General features: G+C 67.9%; 8 protein-coding genes. 4 read left to right on the forward strand and 4 right to left on the reverse strand.

Annotated elements, in window-relative coordinates; all coding sequences use genetic code 11:
* Positions 1 to 96 precede the first annotated feature (96 nt).
* From fadD32 to ACFWFP_RS19160, 3 genes are all read left to right on the forward strand, one after another.
* The gene (fadD32, locus tag ACFWFP_RS19150; RefSeq protein WP_379296729.1) at positions 97 to 2007 is read left to right on the forward strand and encodes a long-chain-fatty-acid--AMP ligase FadD32; all 1911 of its coding nucleotides are present in this window, start codon (positions 97 to 99) and stop codon (positions 2005 to 2007) included.
* A gap of 187 nt (positions 2008 to 2194) precedes the next feature.
* A complete protein-coding gene (pks13, locus tag ACFWFP_RS19155) occupies positions 2195 to 7363 on the forward strand; it encodes a polyketide synthase Pks13 (RefSeq protein WP_379296731.1) in 5169 nt (1722 codons plus the stop codon).
* A 4-nt stretch (positions 7364 to 7367) separates the two neighbouring features.
* Positions 7368 to 8912 carry an acyl-CoA carboxylase subunit beta gene (locus tag ACFWFP_RS19160; RefSeq protein ID WP_379296733.1) on the forward strand — a complete coding sequence of 515 codons (1545 nt, stop codon included), beginning with the start codon at positions 7368 to 7370 and terminating at the stop codon, positions 8910 to 8912.
* 189 nt (positions 8913 to 9101) lie between these two features.
* Here the strand turns inward: ACFWFP_RS19160 and ACFWFP_RS19165 are convergent, their stop codons facing one another.
* Both ACFWFP_RS19165 and ACFWFP_RS19170 read right to left on the reverse strand, forming a co-directional pair.
* Positions 9102 to 9623 carry a hypothetical protein gene (locus ACFWFP_RS19165; protein ID WP_379296735.1) on the reverse strand — a complete coding sequence of 174 codons (522 nt, stop codon included), beginning with the start codon at positions 9621 to 9623 and terminating at the stop codon, positions 9102 to 9104.
* Positions 9624 to 9793: 170 nt separating this feature from the next.
* Complete coding sequence (locus tag ACFWFP_RS19170) at positions 9794 to 10291, reverse strand: peptidylprolyl isomerase (RefSeq protein WP_378661228.1); 498 nt, start codon at positions 10289 to 10291, stop codon at positions 9794 to 9796.
* 78 nt (positions 10292 to 10369) lie between these two features.
* On the opposite strand from ACFWFP_RS19170, the gene ACFWFP_RS19175 reads away from it, so the two are divergent.
* Entirely contained in the window at positions 10370 to 13702 is a 3333-nt protein-coding gene (locus ACFWFP_RS19175) for an arabinosyltransferase domain-containing protein (RefSeq protein WP_379296737.1), read from the forward strand.
* Between the two features lie 74 nt (positions 13703 to 13776).
* Here the strand turns inward: ACFWFP_RS19175 and ACFWFP_RS19180 are convergent, their stop codons facing one another.
* Positions 13777 to 13938: a hypothetical protein gene (locus ACFWFP_RS19180; protein ID WP_156677619.1), complete on the reverse strand. Its 162-nt coding sequence runs from the start codon at positions 13936 to 13938 to the stop codon at positions 13777 to 13779.
* A gap of 162 nt (positions 13939 to 14100) precedes the next feature.
* The gene (locus ACFWFP_RS19185; protein ID WP_379296739.1) at positions 14101 to 17493 is read right to left on the reverse strand and encodes an arabinosyltransferase domain-containing protein; all 3393 of its coding nucleotides are present in this window, start codon (positions 17491 to 17493) and stop codon (positions 14101 to 14103) included.
* Positions 17494 to 17516: the final 23 nt, after the last annotated feature.

Consider the following 17516-nt stretch of genomic DNA (forward strand, 5'->3'; position numbering starts at 1 on the left):
TGTCGACGCACGTTCGTGTGAGCTCGACTGCCGGTGGCGATATAGCGAGTCGAGGCCGCAGAGCTTGTCATCGCGTCCTCGCAAGGAGAAGAAGGAATGGAAGAGACTTTCGACGACTACCTGGACGAAACCGGGAATATCAACATTCCCGAGGGTCGGACCCTGGTCGATCACGTCGAGAAGCACACCCGTAACGATGCGAATACGCTCGCGTACCGCTACATCGACTATTCGCGGGAACGCGACGGCGAGGTGCACGAGCTGACCTGGCAGGAGTTCGGAGTACGGCTGCGCGCGGTGGCTGCTCGCCTGCAACAGGTGACCAACCCGGGCGACCGGGTCGCGATTCTCGCGCCGCAGGGCCTGGATTACGTGATCTCCTTCTTCGCGGCGATCTACGCGGGCACCATCTCGGTGCCGCTGTTCGATCCCGACGAGCCGGGTCACACCGACCGCCTGCACGCCGTCCTCGGTGACTGTGAGCCCTCGGCGATCCTCACCGCGACCTCCTCGGCCGCCGGTGTGCGCCAGTTCTTCCGCTCGCTGCCCGCCGCGCAGCGCCCGCGCATCATCGCCGTCGACGCCATCCCGGACACCCTCGGTGACTCCTGGGTGCGCCCCGACACCGCGATCGACGACATCGCCTACCTGCAGTACACCTCGGGTTCCACCCGGGTACCGGCCGGTGTGGAGATCACCCACCGCGCGGTCGGCACCAACCTGCTGCAGATGATCAACTCGCTGAACATGAACGAGAACTCGCGCGGTGTCACCTGGCTCCCGCTGTTCCACGACATGGGCCTGCTCACGGTGATCCTGCCCGCGGTCGGCGGCAAGTTCATCACCATCATGTCGCCGAGCGCGTTCGTGCGCCGTCCGTCGCGCTGGATCAACGAGCTGGCCGCGGTCTCCGACGGTGCCGGCACGTTCGCGGCCGCGCCGAACTTCGCGTTCGAGCACGCCGCGGCGCGTGGTGTGCCCAAGGCGGGCGAGTCGCTCGACCTGTCGAACGTGATCGGCCTGATCAACGGGTCCGAGCCGGTGACGGTCTCCTCGATGAAGAAGTTCAACGAGGCGTTCGCGCCGTACGGTCTGCCCAAGACCGCGATCAAGCCCTGCTACGGCATGGCGGAGGCCACGCTGTTCGTCTCGGCCACCCGTGCCGAGGACGAGGCCAAGTACGTCTACGTCGATCGCAACGAGCTCAACGCGGGCCGCATGGTGCGCGTCGACCAGTCCGACGAGACCGCCATCGCGCAGGTGTCGTGTGGTTACGTCGGGCTGTCGCAGTGGGCCGCGATCATCGATCCCGAATCGGCGGACACCGCGCAGGGTCGCGAGCTGCCCGACGGTCAGGTCGGCGAGATCTGGCTGCACGGCAACAACATGGGCATCGGTTACTGGGGTCGCCCCGCCGAGTCCACCAAGGCGTTCCGCAACAAGGTCACCGAGCCCGTCGAGGGTGGGCACACCGACGGCACCGATCCCGATGCCGACTGGATGCGCACCGGCGACTTCGGCGTGTACTTCGAGGGCGAGCTCTACATCACCGGTCGCGTCAAGGACCTGGTGATCGTCGACGGACGCAACCACTACCCGCAGGATCTGGAGTTCTCCGCGCAGGAGGCATCCAAGTCGCTGCGGCCCGGTTTCGTCGCGGCCTTCGCGGTGCCTGCCAACCAGCTGCCCGCCGAGGTCTTCGCCGCCGACAGCCATTCCGGCCTGAAGTTCGACGTCGACGACGCGTCGGAGCAGCTGGTGGTCGTGGCCGAACGTGGCCCCGGCGCCGGTAAGGCCGACCCGGCCCCGATCGCCGACGCGGTGCGTGCCGCGGTCTCGATGCGTCACGGTGTGACCGCTCGTGACATCCTGCTGGTGCCCGCGGGTTCCATCCCGCGTACGTCCAGCGGCAAGATCGCCCGGCGCGCCTGCAAGGCCGCCTACCTCGAGGGAACGCTGCGCGGTGGTTACACCCAGCAGGCTTTCCCCGATGCACCGGAAGAGTAATTGGCTCGACACGGAGACGACGCCCGGCGTGCCCTGCGCATGCCGGGCGTCGAGTTCCACGGCGCGCCCTGCACACAGACAGGTAGCTTGAGGACTGATGGTTCATAACGATGGCTCCCAGAACAGTGATCGTCCCAGGACGACCGCTTCCGGTGACAACGATGGCGCCCAGAATGAAGACCGTGCGATGACTCCCTCCGGTGACAACGCGACCCCACCGACGAGCGGTGAGCTTTCGGTAGCCGAGCTGCGCGAATGGCTGCGCCGCTGGGTCGCCGACGCGACCGGGCAGTCGGTCGACGCGATCACCGTCGACCGGCCGATGGAGGAGTTCGGGCTCGCCTCGCGCGATGCGCTCGCCCTCGGTGGTGACATCGAGGACCTCACCGGTGTGGTGCTGACCCCGACGGTGGTCTACCAGCACCCGACGATCGCCTCGCTGGCCGAGGTCATCGTGCACGGTGAGCCGGAGCCGCCTGCCGAGGACTCCTCGGAGTACACCGCCGCGTTCGCGCCGTCCGAGGCGCACGATGTCGCGGTGGTCGGCCTGTCCACGCGTCTGCCGGGTGCGGGCACCACGCCCGAGTCGACCTGGGAGTTCATCATCGGGCGCGGTGACGCGATCCGTGAGCTGCCCGAAGGTCGCTGGTCGGAGTTCCTGGCCGATCCGTCGGTGGCCAAGTCCATCGACCAGGCCAACACTCTCGGCGGCTACCTGGACCAGGACGTCATCAAGGGCTTCGACGCCGAGTTCTTCGCGATGTCGCCGATCGAGGTCGAGCAGGTCGACCCGCAGCAGCGCCTGATGATGGAGCTCACCTGGGAAGCGCTCGAGCACGCGCGCATCCCGGCCAGTGACCTCAAGGGCGGTCAGGTCGGCGTGTTCGTCGGCTCGTCCACCAACGATTTCCAGATGGTCGCCTCGCTCGGTCTCGGCGACACCGATCCCGATGCGCCTGCCTCCTCGCGCGGATACGCGCTGCTCGGCGGCTCGACCGGCATCATCGCCAACCGCGTCTCCTACTTCTACGACTTCCGTGGCCCGTCGGTCACCGTCGACACCGCCTGCTCGTCGACCATCGTGGCCGTGCACCAGGCCGTGCGCGCGCTGCGCACCGGTGAGGCCGAGGTGGCGCTCGCCGGTGGCGTGAACATGATCCTGGCCCCGGTCATCACCCTCGGTTTCGACCAGAACGGCGCCGTCGCCAAGGACGGGCACATCAAGGCGTTCTCCTCCGACGCCGACGGCATGGTCCGCTCCGAAGGCGCGGGCATGGTCGTGCTCAAGCGCCTGGCCGACGCCGAGCGTGACGGCGACAACATCCTGGGCGTCATCAAGGGTTCCGCGGTGAATTCCGACGGCCGCTCCAACGGCCTGTTCGCGCCCAACCCCGACGCACAGGCCGATGTTCTGCGCGCCGCCTACCGCGACGCGGGCATCGTCCCCAACACCGTCGACTACATCGAGGCGCACGGCACCGGCACCCCCATCGGCGATCCGATCGAAGCCGAGGCGCTGGCCCGCGTGATCGGTCGCGGCCGTGACGCCGACAAGCCCGCCCTGCTCGGTTCGGCCAAGACCAACTTCGGTCACCTCGAATCGGGCGCGGGCGTGGCGAGTCTCGCGAAGGTGCTGATGTCGTTCCAGCACAACGTGATTCCGCCGAGCATCAACTACGCGGGCCCGAGTCCGTACATCCCGTTCGAGCAGGCCAATCTCAAGGTCGTCGACGAAGCGACCGAGTACCCGCGCTACAGCGGCGTCGCGACCGTCGGCATCTCCGGCTTCGGATTCGGTGGCACCAACGCGCACGTGGTGCTGCAGGAGTACGTGCCGACGGCCCCGGTCGTCGAGGACGTCACCCCGGAGCAGGTCGCCGCCGAGGAGATCGAGGGCGAGGAGACCACCGATGTGGTCGCCGAGGCCGTCGCGATCACCGAGGCCGCTGTCGAGCCGGTACCGCCGTTCGTCGAATGGGACGGCGAGCGCGACGAGCCGCTGCCCGTGGTCCTGGCCGTTTCGGCCTACCTGCCCTCGCGTCGCAAGCGCGCCGCCGCCGAGCTGGCCGACTGGCTGGAAGGCGCGGGCAAGGATGTGCCGCTGACCGATGTCGCCCGCTCGCTGGCCAAGCGCAGCCACCAGCGTTCGCGCGGTGTGGTGGTGGCCAAGACCCGCGAAGAGGCCGTCGCCGGCCTGCGCGCCATCGCCGAGGGCAAGCCGGGCGCCGGTGTGTTCACCGCCGATGCGCCCGCGTCCAACGGTCCGATCTGGGTGTTCTCCGGGTTCGGCTCCCAGCATCGCAAGATGGCCAAGCAGCTCTACGGTGAGAACGCGATCTTCCGCAAGACCGTCGACGAGGTCGACGAGCTGGTGCAGGACGAGGCGGGCTACTCGATCCGCGAGATGTTCCTCGACGACGAGCAGGACTACGACGTCGGCACCTGCCAGGTCGGCATCTTCACCATCCAGCTCGGCCTCGCCGCGTTGCTGCGCGCCCACGGCGCGCAACCGTCCGCGGTGGTCGGTCATTCGATGGGTGAGGTGGCCGGCTCCTACATTGCCGGTGGCCTGTCGATCGAAGACGCGGTGCGCGTGATCTGCGCCCGCTCGCGCCTGATGGGCGAAGGCGAGCAGATGCTCACCGACGACGAAGTGCGCAATATGGCACTGGTCGAACTCAGCGCCCACGATGTGGCGCAGCTGCTGCCGAAGTACCCCGATGTGGAGTGCGCGGTGTACGCCGCGCCGACCAACACCGTCATCGGCGGACCGCGTGACCAGGTCGAGCAGATCGTCGCCGAGGTCGAGGCGATGGGCAAGTTCGCCCGCATCCTGCCGACCCGCGGTGCGGGCCACACCTCCCAGATGGATCCGCTGCTGGGCGAACTCGCCGCCGAGCTGGCGGGCATCGAGCCGACCTCGTTGAAGGTGGGCCTGTACTCGACGGTGCACGAGGGCCTGTACTTCAAGCCCGGTTCCGATCCGATCCACGACGAGCCCTACTGGGTGAAGAACCTGCGCCACAGCGTGTGGTTCACCAACGCGGTGAAGGCCGCCGTCGACTCCGGGCACACCACGTTCCTCGAACTGGCGCCCAATTCCGTTGCGCTGATGCAGGTTCTGGGCACCACGTTCGCGGCGGGGGTGCACGACGCGCAGCTCATTCCCACGCTCAAGCGCAAGGAAGACGAGTCCGCCGGTGTGATCGGCGCCCTCGCCCAGCTCTACGTGCACGGCCATGCTGTGAACCTGAGTTCGCTGCTGCCCGAAGGCGATTACGCCGATGTGCCGCGCACCGCGTTCGTGCGCAAGGAGTACTGGCCCAAGGTGTCGATCTCCTCGGGCGGCGGGAGCACCCGGGTGCCCGGCGCGCACGTGGCGATGCCGGACGGCCGCCACGCCTGGGAGATCCAGGCGTCCTCGGTGAGTGACCTCGCGGTGCTGGTGACATCCGCTGCCGCACAGGTCTTTTCCACTGTCTCGGTCTCTGTTTCACATGCGCATGCCGCGCTGCCCACCGCGGGCACGCTGACCACCACGCTGACTCCCCACCTCGGTGGTGCGTCGGTCCAGGTGCACGCCAAGTCCGGCGCCGGGTTCTCCCTGCTGTTCGACGCGGTCGTCACCTCCGGTGCTCCGTTGCCCGAACCGGTTGCCGCCGTTGCGGTTCCGGCTGCGGCAGCAGAGCCCACCGCCGCCGAGATCGCCATCGCCACCGGCGACCGCTGGAGCGCCGACAGCGGCGAGACCATCGAGCAGCGGCTGTGCGTCATCGTCGCCGAATCGATGGGTTACGCCGTCGAGGACCTCCCGATGGAGATCCCGCTGATGGAGCTCGGCCTCGATTCGCTGATGGCCATGCGCATCAAGAACCGCGTCGAATACGAATTCGACATCCCGCAGCTGCAGATCTCCGCGGTGCGCGACGCCAGCCTCCACGAGGTGTCGAAGGTGCTGCGCTACGCGATCGAGCATCGCGACGAGGTCGCGGCGATGGCGGAGAAGCAGGCTGCCGCCAAGGCCGCCGGTGAAGATGTCGAGCTGGGTGTCGACGCCAACTTCGTCGAGGCGGCTCGGGCCGCGATCGCCGCGGGTGAGGATCCGTTGGCGGTGGCGAAGAAGGCCGAAGCCGAGCTGTCGCCGGAAGCTGCTGCTGCTCCGGTGGCTGCCGCCGACGTAGTGACTGCGGGCGAGCCGGCTTCGGAGCAGACTGCTGCCGAGCCGGTGGTTGCCGATATCGACTACTTCGCCGATGCCGCCGCCGGTGACGAGGACAACGTTCCGCCACGTGACGCGCCTGAGCGCCTGACCTACGCCACCTGGGCCGTCGTCACCGGTGCTTCGCCCGGTGGCATCTTCAACACTCTGCCGATCCTCGAGGAGGAGGTCGCCGAGAAGATGGCGGCCCGCCTCACCGAGCGAGTCGGTGCCGAGATCACCGTCGACGACGTGCTCGACTGCGAAACCATCGAGCAGCTCGCCGATGTCGTGCGCAACCTGCAAGACAGCGGTGCCGACGTGGAGGGCTTCATTCGCCCGCTGCGTGCCCGTCCCGAGGGTTCCGACACCGTCCCGCTGTTCGTCTTCCACCCCGCCGGTGGCAACACCCTGGTCTACGAGCCGCTGATGAAGCGACTGCCCGCCGACACCCCGGTCTACGGCTTCGAACGGGTCGAGGGTTCTATCGAAGACCGTGCGCGCGAGTACCTTCCGGAGCTGCGCAAGATCCAGGGCAACGGTCCGTACGTGCTGTACGGCTGGTCGCTGGGTGCTGTGCTGGCCATGCAGGTCGGCCAGCTGCTGCGCGAGGAAGGTGCCGACGTGCGCCACGTCGGCCTGATCGACCTCGCGATGACGGTCGAGGGCGAGGACAACAGCCCCGAGGAGCGCGTGCGTCGCCTCGAGCGGTACCAGGCCTTCGCCAAGAAGACCTACAACGTTCCCAGCACCCTCGACCGGGAGCAGATCGAGGAACTGGCGGCGGTGTCCGATGCCGAGCAGTTCTCGATGATCAGCGACCTGATCAAGCTCTCCGGTGCGAAGATCCCCGGCGGTGTGCTCGAGCACCAGCGCACGTCGTGGCTTGAGAACCGGGCCCTGCTCGCAGTGGAGCCCCGGCAGTACGACGGTGATGTGGTGCTCTACCTGGCCGATCGTTACCACGACGGCGCGATCGAGCTCGAGCCCCGCTTCGCTGATCGTCGGCCGAACGGCGGCTGGGACGAGTACGTTCCGAACCTGGAGGTCGTCCACATCCCGGGCGACCACCTGCAGATTGTCGACGAACCGCGGATCGGCCAGATCGGTGCCGACCTCGCCGCCAAGCTGGCCGCGATTTCCGCTGAGGGAGAATAAGTAAGTGAGCACGACCGCCGAAAAGCTTGCCGATCTACACGAGCGGCTCGAGCTCGCCAAAGAGCCCGCTGGCGAGAAGGGCATCGCGAAGCGGGCGCACAAGGGCATCCCCAGCGCCCGCGACCGGATCAACCAGCTGCTCGATCCCGGCACCTTCGTCGAGATCGGCGCGCTGGTGCGCAAGCCCGGCGACCCGACCGCCCTCTACGGTGACGGTGTCGTCGTCGGCCACGGCAAGGTCGAGGGTCGGCCGGTGGCGGTGTTCTCCCATGATCAGACCGTGTACGGCGGTTCGGTCGGTGAGGCGTTCGGTCGCAAGCTGTGCGGGCTGATGCAGTACGCGTCGAAGGTCGGCATCCCGCTGGTCGGCATCAACGATTCCGGTGGCGCGCGGGTGCAGGAAGCGATCAGCTCGCTGGCCTGGTACGCCTGGATGGCGACCAACCTCGAGCCGCTCTCCGGCATGGTTCCGCTGGTGTCGGTGATCCTCGGTAACTGCGCCGGTGGCGCGGTGTACGAGCCGATCTGCACCGATGTGGTGGTCGCGACCGAGTCCGCGCACATGTTCGTCACCGGCCCGAAGATCATCAAAGAGGTCACCGGCGAGGACGTGAGCCTCGAGGAGCTGGGCGGTGCGCGCACGCAGGCGCAGTACGGCAACATCCACCACGTCGCCAAGGACGAGGAAGCGGCCTTCACCTGGGTGCGCGAGTACCTGGGCTACATGCCGAGCAGCTGCCAGGAACTGCCGCCGGTGGTGAACCCCGGTCTGGAACCGGAGATCACCGACTCCGACCGCGAGCTGAACACGTTCATGCCGGATTCCGACAACGCCGGCTACGACATGTACGACATCCTGCTGCGCATCTTCGACGACGGTGAGTTCAAGGAGATCAGCGCCGACACCGGCCAGAACATCATCACCGGTTACGCCCGCATCGACGGCCGCACCGTCGGCGTCGTCGCCAACCAGCCGATGGCCGCGGCGGGCGCGCTCGACGCCCGTGCCTCCGACAAGGCCTCGCACTTCGTCCGCCTGTGCGACGCCTTCGAGATCCCACTGGTCTTCGTGGTGGACACCCCCGGCTTCCTGCCCGGCGTGGAACAGGAAAAGGTCGGCGTCATCAAGCGTGGTGGCCGCTTCCTGTTCTCCTACGTCGAGGCCTCGGTCCCCAAGATCACCCTGGTGGTCCGTAAGTCCTACGGCGGCGGCTACGCGGTGATGGGCTCCAAGCAGCTCGGCGCCGACATCAACCTCGCCTGGCCCACGGCCCGCATCGCCGTCATGGGCGCCGAGGGCGCCGTCAGCCTCCTCGGCGCCGCCCAGATCGCCGCCGCCCCTGAAGACCAGCGCGACGCGATCCGCCAGAACCTGATCAACTTCTACAACGAAAACGTCGCCACCCCGTGGGTTGCCGCCGAACGAGGCTTCATCGACGCCATCATCGAACCGGCCAACACCCGCCTCGAACTCCGCCGAGCCCTGAAACTGCTCCAGGACAAGAAGATCCAGCGCAACCCGCGCAAGCACCACGTGTTGCCGCTGTAACCAGAACCCCGAAAGGGCCGCCCCGGACACCGTCCGAGGCGGCCCTTTCGCGTATGCGTGGATCAGATCTTGCCGAGATCGATCTCCATGGGGGAAGAGCGCCGACACCTCGACTGGGGGATTCGCGTTCGCAACGAATCCGGATCGGCGTATGGCGGCGGGCAGTTTTCGTCAGCGCTTGCTGACCCGTTACCGCCGGTAGTTCGGGTGTGGGTTGTACCCGGCGCCCGGGTGCGGCGCCTGCGGTTGATTCTGGGCGTGCGGCGCGTAGGCGGGTGCGCCGTAGCCGGGAGCTCCCTGCGGCCACTGGCCCTGGGCTTGTGGCGCGCCATACGGAGCAGGTGCGGCCTGTTGCCACTGCGGCTGCCCATTGGGTGCGGGCATCGGCCCACCGACGGGCGGGTAGCCCTGCGGTGCGGTGGCGGCGCGGCGGGCCCGGCGCGACCGGAGATTGCTTCGCAGCCAGAACGCGGAGCCGACGCTCATCAGCGCGCCGCCGCCGATCAGCATCCACCCGGTGCGCTCGTTCTGGGCTTGTTGCCCGGCGGCATCCCGCTCCACCGATGAGCCCTTGCTGCTCGTCACGCAGGTCTCGCCCGCCGACATGCTCTTGCCGCCGCAATCGGCGCCGCTGTTGAGTGTGGCGATTCCGCCGAAAACGAGGAAGGCGCCGAATACAACGCCCAGCACCGAGTAAAGAAGGTCTTTCACGTATTCCCCCAAGAACTTTGATCAGTCGAGACACCGTACCCCGTGCCCCGCGACACCTTCACGATCGCATCGGCGACGACTCGACAGCCGGAGTCGCATTCCGGGAGCCGATCGAAAAACGGGCCGCCACCGATGAATTCGGTGACGGCCCGGCACACTACGTCGAAGAATTAAGCGACGGTGGCGGATTCGATGATGACGTCGTCGACGGGGACGTCCTGGTGGGGGCCCGCGCTGCCGGTGGTGACGGCGGCGATCTTGTCGACTACCTCGGTGCCGTCGGTGACCTTGCCGAAGACGGCGTAGCCCCAGCCCTGGCCCTGGGGGGCGGTGTGGTTGAGGAAGGCGTTGTCGGAGATGTTGATGAAGAACTGGGCGGTGGCCGAGTGCGGGTCGTTGGTGCGGGCCATCGCCACGGTGTACTTGTCGTTCTTCAGGCCGTTGGTGGCCTCGTTCTGGATCGGCGCCTGGGTCGGCTTCTGCTTCAGGCCGGGTTCGAAGCCGCCGCCCTGCACCATGAAACCGGGGATGACGCGGTGGAACACGGTGCCGGCGTAATGGCCCGAGTTCACGTAGTTCACGAAGTTGGCGACCGTGTTCGGCGCGGCCTGGTCGTCCAACTCGAGCACGATCGGTCCGTAATTGGTTTCGAGATTCACCTTGGTCATGGAGTCGAGTCTAGGGAAGTACACCGCTGAGGCGTGCGACCCCTCACAAGTACCGGGGGACAGCTAGCATGTCGAACCGTGCCAGACGCCGCAACAGCTGTTCTCTCCAAGCCTCCTGCCGAACCGGTGGCCTCCGCGAAGGACTTCCGGACCGCGCGATGGATCGCGATGGTCGCCGGAATTCTCGGTGCCCTGTTCGCGGTGGCGACGCCGTTCCTGCCGGTCACTCAGACGACCGCGCAATTGAACTGGCCACAGAACGGTTCGCTCGGCAATGTGCAGGCGCCGCTGATGTCGCAGGTGCCGATCGATCTGAATGTGTCGATTCCGTGTAGTGCCGTGTCGACGCTGCCCGAGCAGGGCGGGATGCTGCTGGCGACCGCGCCCCCGCAGGGCGATCGGGCGGCCTTGGAGGCGCTGTTCGTGCGCGTCTCCGATACCGCGGTCGATGTGGTGGACCGCAACGCGGTGGTCGCGTCGGCGGAGCGGTCGGCGATGGACGGGTGCTCGGCGATCCTGATCAAGTCCGATCAGGACCGCACGACCGCGGAGTTCGTGGGGCTCACCAAGCAGGTCGAGCGGCCGATCGCCGGTCAGCCGGGTGCGGTGGAAACCGTGCAGGTGCCCGTGCAGGGGCAGCTCGCCGGTGACCTGCGGCCGCAGATCGTGGGCGTGTTCACCGATCTGAAGGGTGAGGTGCCGCAGGGTCTTTCACTCACCTCGACGATCGACACCCGTTTCTCGTCGAGCCCGTCGCTGATCAAGCTGGTCGCGATCGTCGCGGCTGTGCTGTGCACCCTGCTGGCGCTGGCCGCGCTCGGCCGTCTCGACGGTAGTGACGGGCGCGGGCACCGCCGGTTCCTGCCGCGCAACTGGCTCAAGCCCACCTGGGCCGACGGCGCCGTGATCGGCACGCTGCTGGTGTGGCATTTCGTCGGCGCCAACACCTCCGACGACGGCTACATCCTGTCGATGGTGCGCGTGGCCCCCGACGCGGGCTACATGGCCAACTACTTCCGCTGGTACGGCGTCCCCGAGGCCCCGTTCGGCTGGTACTACTACGTCATCCAGGTGTTCGCGGAGATCTCCACGGCCAGCCCGTGGGTGCGCGTGCCCGCGCTGATCTGCGCGATCCTGTGCTGGATGGTGATCAGCCGCGAGGTGGTGCCGCGCCTGGGCAATGCCGTGAAGCGCTCTCAGGTGGCGCTGTGGACCGGTGGACTGGTGTTCCTGGCGTTCTGGCTGCCGTTCGACAACGGCCTGCGCTCGGAGCCCATCGTCGCCCTGGGCGCACTGCTCACCTGGGTTTCCATCGAACGCGCCATCGCCACCGGTCGCCTGCTGCCCGCGGGCATCGCGGTGCTGATCGCCGCGTTCACCCTCGCCGCGGCGCCGACCGGCTTGATGTGTGTGGCCGCGCTGCTGGCCGGTATCCGGCCGCTGGTGCGGATCATCGTGCGCCGTCATCGCCAGTTCGGCACGCTCCCGCTGCTGGCTCCGATCGCCTCGGCGGGCGTGCTCGTGCTCACGGTGGTCTACGGCGACCAGACCTTCGCCGGCATCCAGGAAGCCAACCGGGTCCGGCAGGCCACCGGCCCGAACCTGGCCTGGTACGAGGACTACCTGCGCTACTACTACATGTTCGTCGAGACCGTCGACGGCTCGCTGGCCCGCCGGTTCGCCTTCCTGGTGATGCTGCTGTGCCTGTTCACGACGCTGCTGGTGCTGCTGCGCCGCCGTCAGGTGCCGGGGATCGCGTCGGGTCCGACGTGGCGGCTGATGGGGATCGTCTTCGGCACGATCTTCTTCATGATGTTCAACCCCACCAAGTGGACCCACCACTTCGGCGCCTACGCCGGTATCGCGGGTGGGCTCGCGGCGGTGACAGCGGTGGCGGTCTCGCAGAGCGCGCTGCGCTCACGCAAGAACCGGGCGATCTTCCTGGCCGGTTTGCTGTTCGTGCTGGCGCTGTCGTTCTCGGGCATCAACGGCTACTGGTACGTGTCCAGCTACGGCGTGCCGTGGTTCGACAAGACCATCTCGCTGCGCGGCGTCCACTCGAACACGGTGATGCTCATCCTGTTCGGCCTGGCCTTGGCCCTGGTGGGCTGGTACGCGCTGCGCGAGGACTATGTGAAGCCGGTGCCGTCGGCGAAGACCAAGCGCGGCAACAGGATTCGCAAGTTCGCCGCCATTCCGCTGACCATCGTGGTCGGCCTGATGGTGCTGTTCGAAGTGCTCTCGCTGGTCAAGGGCGCGACCCAGCAGTACCCCGGCTACTCGCTCGGCCGCTCCAACATCGACGCGCTGAGCAACAACTCGTGTGGCCTGGCCAACGACGTGCTGGTCGAACCCGATCCGAACGGCGGCAGGCTCGACCCCATCATCGACCCGGCCCGGCCGTTCACCGACCCCAACGACCCGCTCGCGGGCACCGGCTCGGTCGGGTTCACCCCCAACGGCGTCCCGGGCGACCTGTCGGCCGACGCGGTCGAGGTGAAGCCGGGCACCGGCAACACCAGCAACCAGTCGGTCGGCGCGGCCTTCGCCGAAGGCGAGAGCGCGGGCACCGGCGGTGGTGAGGGCGCGCTCGGCGTCAACGGCTCCACGGTGGCGCTGCCGTTCGGCCTCGACCCCGCGCAGACCCCGATTCTCGGCTCCTACCAGGAGGGCATGCAGCAGCCCGCCCACCTGGAATCGGCCTGGTACGGTCTGCCCGCCCGCTCGGACGACTCGCCGCTGGTCGTGATCAGCGCGGCCGGTCGCATCGCCTCCAAGGACGACTCCGGCTCCGACAAGTACGGTCAGGCGCTGTTCGTCGAATACGGCACCCGCAACCCCGACGGCAGTGTCACCACGCTCGGGGCCTACCAGCCGCGCGATATCGGTCCCGCCCCGTCGTGGCGCAACCTGCGCGTGCCGCTGGCCGACCTTCCGGCCGAGGTGAACGCGGTGCGCGTGATGGTCAACGACCCGATCCTGATCGGCGACCAGTGGCTGGCGTTCACCCCGCCGCGCGTGCCGAAGCTGCAGACCCTCGACACCTTCATCGGCCGGGACCAGCCGGTCCTGCTCGACTGGGCCGTCGGCCTGCAGTTCCCGTGCCAGCGCCCGTTCGCGCACAAGAACGGCGTGGCCGAGGTGCCGAACTACCGGATCCTGCCGGACCGCCCGCTGGCGATCTCCTCGACCGACACCTGGCAGGCGCAGGAGTTCGGTGGTCCGCTCGGCATGACGCAAATGCTGGCGGCCCGGGTCACCATCCCGACCTACCTGAAGGACGACTGGGCCCGCGACTGGGGCTCGCTGGAACGCTACGACCAGTACGCGCAGGCCACGCCCGCACAGCTGGCGACCGACACGGCCTCGCGCAACGGGCTGTGGAGCCCGGGACCGCTGCGGGTGTTCTGACCTCGGCCGGACAGTAAAAGGCGCGGATCACGTTTATGTGGTCCGCGCCTTTTCGGTTGGATGGGGGACAGGAGTCAGACGTTGAGCATGCGACGGTTCAGGTCGCGGCGTAATACCTCTTGTGAAGGCAGTCTTTCCAGTACCCGCATTACGGCCGGTCGTAGTTCTTGCTTCTCGTCGTTGCTGAGCAACTCGACGAGATCTCGTAGATCCATGTCATCGAAGGCTCCTGTCATACCCACCAGGGTACGTGCTCAAACGTGCAGGCACAGGACCTTTACGCTGTCATTTACAGGTGTTTCATCTAACCGAAACCCTAACGGACACTGAGGGTTTCGTTAGCGACATGGGCAAGTGCCCGGTCACTGCCCTTACGCTGCCAGAGTCTCTACGCCGTTCTACTGCGCCCGAATTGCCGGTTCTTTCGCTCGACCTGACTGATCGATCACAGTCACCCCGATCTTCGCGGGCGGCGCGGGCTGATACGGCGTGAACCGCTCCAGCGAGCCCCAGTCGCGACCGAGATCGTGGTCGAGATACGTGGGCACAGTCTCGGCCTTCAGGAGCAGATTTGTCCACCCCAGCGGGCCGCCGCCGATGTCGTCCTGCCAGGCGTTGGACGCGTCCGAGCCGACCCGGTCGGGCAGAATCCGCCACTGCGGAGCCTCCGCGACGCCGTCGTGGTGCTCGAACGGGCGCTGGCAGGGGAACGCGAGGCCGACGTGCCAGTCGAGCAGCACCGGGGCGGTCCGGCCGACCACCGAGTCCAGGGTGACCAGTTTCGGCAGTCGCGGCGGCGTCACCGCGAGCCACTGCTTGCCGGTGATGTCGTTGTCGGCGGCGACCAGGCGCACCGCGTTCACGCCGACGGGCAGCTGATCGATCGGCACGCGCAGGTTGCGCCACGACGGGGCCGGACCGATATCCATCGGCGCGACCGAGCCCGTCACCTCGACGGAACCGTCGGCGGCACGGGTGCCGTATTCCAGGCGCAGGTCCTGGCCGTAGTGCACGACGCCGTCGGTGTCGACGTAGCGGATCCGCCCGGCCGCGGTGACCACGAGGGCCTGATACGCGGGATCGTCGCGCACGCCGAGGTCGACGCGATACCACTGTGAGGTGAGCTTCGCCTGCTGCTGCACGCCGTCCTGGAAGGAGCCGAGGACCGGAGTGCGGGCGGGGTCGAGACCGAACGGCAGGGCGACGGTGCTGCCGTTGATGCCGGGTTCGGCGCTGGTGCCGCCGCCGGTGCCGGCGCCGGTGGTCTTGGTGGTCTTGTTGGCGGAATCGGTGTCGACCGAGTTGGCGCCGCCGACCACGGTCTCGTCGGCGTCGGCGGTGAGGTCGTCGGCCACGCCGTCCGGGGTGAAGCCGGTGGATTCGGCGTTCAGGCCGTCGGCGGGGGCGCCGGTGTAGGGGCTGAGCAGGGAATCGGCCGTATTCGATTCCACCAGAACATCATTGGCCAGGCCGCACGTATTACCTTGCAGCGAATTGAAATTCGACTTCGCGATGGAGTAGGCGGGGTACTGGGTGATGGCGCCCTTGGCCATCGACGCCACCTCGAACAGCACGAGCAACGCCGCCGCGATGGTGAGCGGCATGGTCGCGAACCGGTCGAAACGCCCTGTGTCGCCGGGTGTTCTATACGGGGCACGCAGATGGAAATACAAGGCGACCAGCAGCGCGAGGATGCTGAGACCGAGGAACAGCGTCGAAACGCCCTTGCCCGCCACCATCGGCGCCTTGTCCCAGAACGGCACGCCGTAGCTGGAGACGTACCACCAGCCGTTGGAGCCGGTGAAGGTCATCGCGAGCAAGAACAGCACCGCCGCGGCGAACAGCGCTCGATTGCGTGGGGCCTTGATGCCGTTGGTGCCCACCGCGACCGCCGCCAGCGCCGCCAGCGAACCCGCCAGGCCCGCGTAGACACCGAAGTGGTGGGTCCACTTGGTCGGCGTCCACATCATCAGCAGCAGCGCGGCGAAGACGATGCCCAGGATGCGCACCGAGGGGCCGCGCGAGGTGCCGGGGATGCGGCCCTTGCGCAGCACCTGCAGGATGCAGACGAGCAGGCACAGCAGCATCACCAGGACGCCGAAACGGCGGGCCAGCGAGCCGTCGGGAGACAGCATGAACAGCGAGTCCCAGCGGGTGCGTTCGTCGAACCAGGCGACATTCGGGCCGACGAGTGTGCGGACCCGGGTGGCCTCCATGACGGTGGCCAGCGTCTGGTCGGCGAAGACGATGATGAGCACCAGCGTGCCCGCGGCGATGCCGGGAGCCAGCAGTGCCGCGTAGCGGAAGATCTTGGCGCCCAAGGAGAGCCGGTCCGACGAGCCTGCCGTGTTGTCCGGGCTTGCCTGGCTGTTCGAGTCAGGCGCGTCGACGGTCTTCGCATCGGTCGCCGGTTGGTCATCGGCGGCGTCGAACGCGCTGTCGGCGGCGATCCGGCGCGGGCGCAGACCCTGGGCGCGCTTGATGATGACCTGCATGACCGGGCGGGTGCCCGCGATCAGGGCGGCGATGCAGATCAGGCCGGTCGGGCCCGCCGCCAGCGAGAACGCGGCGATGAGGATCGCCAAGGCGGCAGGCAGCAGCCGCGCGGTGGCGATGGCACGTTCGATGAGGCACCAGGTGAGCAGCGCACCCGCCGCGATCAGCGGCTCGGGGCGAAGGCCGTTGTCGTAGGGGAGCCAGAAGGCGAGGAACACCAGGCCCGCCGTCCACAGCGCCACCTTGTCGCGGCGCACACGAGCACCGAGGCGGGGCAGCACCTCTCGGCTGATCACCGCCCAGCAGAGGAGTCCGGCGGCGAGCGCGGGCAGACGCATCCACGGGCTGGCGTCGGAGATCTTCGTCATCCAGGCGAGCAGTTCGTAGGACCAGCCGAACGGCGCCTCCGGCACCCCGAACCAGCGGTAGTAATTCGCCATGTAGCCCGACGGGCCCGACGCGCGCGCCATATTGAGGATGTAGCCGTCGTCGGAGGTGTTGGCGCCGATCACATGCCAGCCGAGCAAGGTCACGACCACCACCACGTCGGTCGGGGTGATGCGCCACCAGTGCCGGGGCAGGAAGCGGCGGGCGCGGCGGCCGTCGGCGGTGTCGAGCAGGTGCAGTGCGATCAGCGCGAGCAGGGTGAAGACCCCGGCGCCGATCATCGTCGCCAATTTCAGTGTCGTCGGCGTTGAGGTGAAGCGCGAGTCGATATCGGCGTGCAGCCGGGCGCCGGTGAGGGCGGCCGAGTCGAGGTCGGTGTAGACGCCGACGATCTGCGGGCGCTTGTCCACGGTGACGGTGTTGCGGAACGGTGTCCCGTCCTGGCGCGCCGCCCCGGCGAACTCGACGGTCGTGGCCTCGATGGTCGAGACGATGCTGATCCGCTCGCACCCGGCGATCTCGGCGATCGGCGCCGACAGCATCGGCACATCCCGCGCCTGCACCCCCAGCACGCCGTCGCGCACGGTGACGCTCAGCCCGCGGTCGGCTTTGCCCGAGGCGACCGGAATCGTCGTCAGCAGGGTGGTCGTGGTGGGGGTCTCCGCCCCGGGACCCGGCAGCCCGTCGAGCATCGTGCACGGCAGCTGCGCGTCGAGTCGCTGCGGCACATACGACACCAGCGGTGCCTCGATGCTGGTGGCGCCCGCTTGCGGCCAGTCCAGGCTCGCGCGGTCCTGGCGCACCGGTAACAGCGGTGTGAGCAGGGCAAGCACGAACCCGAGCAGCCCACAGACGAGGGCGATCAGGCGGTATCGGGTGAACGCTCGTTCAGATCGGTCCGGTCGCACGGGGTCTGATGCTAGCCATCGAA

Source organism: Nocardia sp. NPDC060249, from assembly GCF_042728755.1.
In the GTDB taxonomy this organism is placed as follows: domain Bacteria; phylum Actinomycetota; class Actinomycetes; order Mycobacteriales; family Mycobacteriaceae; genus Nocardia.